This window comes from Aeromicrobium sp., from assembly GCF_036676885.1.
Lineage (GTDB): Bacteria > Actinomycetota > Actinomycetes > Propionibacteriales > Nocardioidaceae > Aeromicrobium.
The window spans coordinates 1-3,519 of the sequence record NZ_JAKFCB010000112.1 but is presented as its reverse complement, the minus strand read 5'-3'; the positions used below and the strand labels follow the sequence as shown (position 1 = coordinate 3,519).

Genomic DNA, 3,519 nt, shown 5'->3' with positions numbered 1-3,519 from the left:
CATCGCCCGGACGATCGTCGCGTCGATCAGCACTGCGAGCGCCGTGCCGATGCCCAGCTCCTTGATGAAGATGATCTCCGACGTCGCGAATGCGCCGAGGGCGATCGCGAACAGCAGCGCCGCAGCCGTCACGATGCGACCCGTCCGTTGCAGGCCGAGCGCGACCGACTCGCGCTCGCCGGCGCCGGCGTCGCGTGCCTCCTTGATCCGGGTCAGGAGGAACACCGCATAGTCGGTCGACAGCCCGAACACGACGGCGAACAGGAACACCGGCTGTGACGACTCCAGGGCTCCCTGGCTCGTGTAGTTGAGCAGCCCTTCGAACCGGCCGTCCTGGAAGACCAGCACGAGCACGCCGAACGTCGCGCTGATCGTCAGCACGTTCATCAGCAGCGCCTTGATCGGCAGCACGACCGAGCCGGTCATCAGGAACAGCGTGATGAACGTCAGCAGCGCGAGGATCGTCAGCGCCAACGGGATGTTGGCGGCGATCGACTTCACCTGGTCGACCTGCTCCGCACTGGCGCCACCCACCAGGACCTTGCCCGGGGCGTCGGTGTCGCGGATCTCGGTGACCAGGTCGAGCGTCTGCTCATCGAGCGTCGGCTTCGCCGGGATGACGTCTACCTGCCACGTGTCCTGCCCGAGGAACCGCGGCTCGGTGACCTGGCCCGCGCCCTCGAGCGAGCCGAGCGTCGAGGCGTACGCCGTGATGTCCGCGGCGTCGGACTCCGGCGCCGTGACAGCGACGATGAGCGGCGACGACTCGGCACCGACGAAGTCCTGGCGCAGGACCGTGTCGACGGTCTTCGCCTGACTCCCATCGGGCAGCACCGACGCGTCGACGCCGGTGAACTTGACGCCGAGGAACGGCGCGCCGAAAGCCAGCAGGATCGCGGCTCCGGCGATCGCCGTGCCGACCGGGAACCGCATGACGAACTTCGAGACGCGGTACCAGAACCCGTGCACCTCGGCCCGCGACTCGGCGATCTGGGCCGCCCGCCAGCGCTTCGGCGCCAGCGCGTTGACCCGGTGCTGCAGCACGGCGAACAGCGCGGGCAGCACGATCAGGGAGACCGCCGCGGCGGCGAGCGCCACGACCGTCACGCCGATGCCCATCGAGTAGAGGAAGCGCAGCGGGAAGACCAGCAGCGCGAGGCCGGCGCCGGCGACCGTGACCGCCGAGAAGGCGACGGTACGACCGGCCGTGGCGACGGTCCGGCGTATCGCCTCGGCTCCCGGGCCGACCCGTTCGAGCTCCTCGCGATAGCGCGAGACGAGGAACAGCGAGTAGTCGATCGCGAGGCCGAGCCCGAGGCCCGTGATGAGGTTGAGCGCGAAGATCGAGATGTCGACGAACTCGTTGATGCCCCGGATGACCAGCAGGGACGTGACGATCGTCAGCCCGCCCACCAGCAGGGGCAGCAGTGCCGCGACCGCCGACCGGAACACCCACAACGACACGAGGAACAGCAAGGGGAACGCGATCAGCTCGGCCGTGACGAGATCGGCCTCGACGTGCTCGTTGACCTCCTGGTACGCCGGGCCGAACCCGCCGACCTGCACGCCGTCGAGCTCGCCGAGCTCGTGACGCAGGTGCTCGGTGGTCTTGTCGGCGTCGGTGCCGGACTTGTAGATCGCGGCGACGTACGTCTGAGTGCCGTCCTTCGAGACGAACTGCTGGCCCGCCTCGGGACCGCCGACGACCTGAGCGACCGACTCCTCGTCCTCGAGCAGCCGGGTCGTCTCGGCGATGGCTGCCGTGTCGTCGACGTCGATCAGGGCGATCAGGCTGGGGGCGGCGTCCTGACCGGCCGCAGCCTCGATCTGCTTGGTCGCCTGCGCGCTGGTGGCGCCGGTGTCGGAGAACGAGTCGTTGTCGCTGTTGAGCAGGCCGGCGACGGGTCCGCCGAGCGCGCCGGCGATGACGAAGAACAGGACCGTCACGACGAGGACGCGCTTCGGGTGGTTGTTGGCCAGGCGGCCGAGTGCACTGAACATCAGAACTCCTTTGCGACGGCGAGCGGATCGCCGTACAGCTCGGTGAGGTCGAGGGCCGCCACCACGGTGAGCAGCATCCCTTGGGCCATGAAGTCGCGGACCTCGTCCGCGCTGGCGCCGCTCAGGGCGGCGATGTCTTCCCAGGTCTCGCGGTAGGTCCGCTGGGCGACTTCCTTGATCGCGGGGTCCGACCCGGCCGCCCAGGTGTGCAGCTGACACCGCATCGAGTTGACGTCGTCGTTCATGAAGCCGATGTACGCCAGTGCCATCGCCTCGAGCGGCGACGTGTCGGGATCGCGTTGTTCCACGGCTTCGCGGAACTTCTGACGCAGGTTGGCGGTGTGGTGCTCGATCGCCGCGCCGATGAGCCCCGCCTTGGTGCCGAACAGCCGGAACAGGTACGGCTGCGAGACCCCGGCCCGCTCGGCGATGACCTCCGTGGAGGTCGCGTGCATGCCGGATCGGCCGTACTCCTCGATCGCTGCCTCGAGGATCAGGACCTTGCGGTCCTCGGCCTTCATGCGTGTCACGGGGGGCATGGGAGTTAAGTTAGTGATGACTCACATACTTGTCAACGGTCGACGGCAAATCCGAATCCGCTGGCGGTCAGCGGCATCCGCTGACATGCTCAGGGACGGAAACAGGAGGTCTGGATGGCACTCGTCGAGGTCAACGGCGCGAAGGTCAACATCGAGGACACCGAAGCGCCCGTGGGCAGACCGGATGCGGCGACTGTCGTCTTCGGGCACGGCCTGCTGTTCAGCGGTCGGATGTTCGACGACCAGGTCGACCGGCTGGCGCCCCGCTACCGCTGCGTGACGATCGACTGGCGCGGCCAGGGCCGGTCGCCGGCGGCGGACGGCGGATACGACATGGACACACTGGCCGACGACGCCGCCGCGATCATCCACGAGCTCGCGCTGGGCAAGGTGCACTGGGTCGGCCTGTCGATGGGCGGTTTCGTCGGTATGCGCCTGGCCGCGCGACGCCCCGAGCTCATCCGCTCGCTGAGCCTGCTCGACACGAGCGCCGGCCCAGAGGATCCCGCCAAGGTCGGCCAGTACCGGCTGCTCGCCAAGATCTACGGCCTGTTCGGGCTCGGCCCGGTGACGTCGAAGGTCAAGCCGCTGCTGTTCGGGCCCACGTACTTGAACAACCCGGAGTCCGAGCCGCAGATCGAGGCCTGGCTCAACGAGGTCAAGGCCGCCAGGCGATCGGGGATGAAACGGGCCATCTACGGCGTCACCGACCGCGAGCCCATCGCCGACGAGCTCGGCAACGTGACCGCGCCGACGCTGGTGGTGGTGGGGGCTGACGACGTCGCGACCCCGGTGGCCAAGTCCGAGGAGCTCAACAAGCTGATCCCTGGATCGCGACTGGAGATCGTGCCGGACGCCGGCCATTCGAGCACGATCGAGCAGCCCGACGCCGTCAGCGACCTCCTCGAGTCCTTCATCGACCAGAACTGAGCGGTGGCACGAAGACCCACGGCTCGTCCGGCAGCGCCGCCGGGTCGAA

At 68.5% G+C, this 3,519-nt stretch carries 3 protein-coding genes; 1 reads left to right on the top strand and 2 read right to left on the bottom strand.

Annotation, left to right across the window (positions count from 1 at the left end; translation table 11 throughout):
• A partial coding sequence (locus tag V6M46_RS05685) for an MMPL family transporter (RefSeq protein WP_332662809.1) occupies window positions 1-2,001 on the bottom strand: 2,001 nt, incomplete at its 3' end.
• Window positions 2,001-2,540, bottom strand: a complete 540-nt coding sequence (locus V6M46_RS05680) for a TetR/AcrR family transcriptional regulator (RefSeq protein WP_332662808.1) — start codon at window positions 2,538-2,540, stop codon at window positions 2,001-2,003. The genes V6M46_RS05680 and V6M46_RS05685, both read right to left, overlap by 1 nt.
• Window positions 2,541-2,654: 114 nt before the next feature.
• Here V6M46_RS05680 and V6M46_RS05675 point away from each other — a divergent pair, with 114 nt between their 5' ends.
• Complete coding sequence (locus V6M46_RS05675) at window positions 2,655-3,470, top strand: alpha/beta fold hydrolase (protein ID WP_332662807.1); 816 nt, start codon at window positions 2,655-2,657, stop codon at window positions 3,468-3,470.
• Window positions 3,471-3,519: the final 49 nt, after the last annotated feature.

Bases quoted from the DNA above. Each gene is read 5' to 3' on its own strand.
- V6M46_RS05675 (WP_332662807.1), top strand. From the start codon at position 2,655: ATGGCACTCGTCGAGGTCAACGGCGCGAAGGTCAACATCGAGGACACC.
- V6M46_RS05680 (WP_332662808.1), bottom strand. From the start codon at position 2,540: ATGCCCCCCGTGACACGCATGAAGGCCGAGGACCGCAAGGTCCTGATC.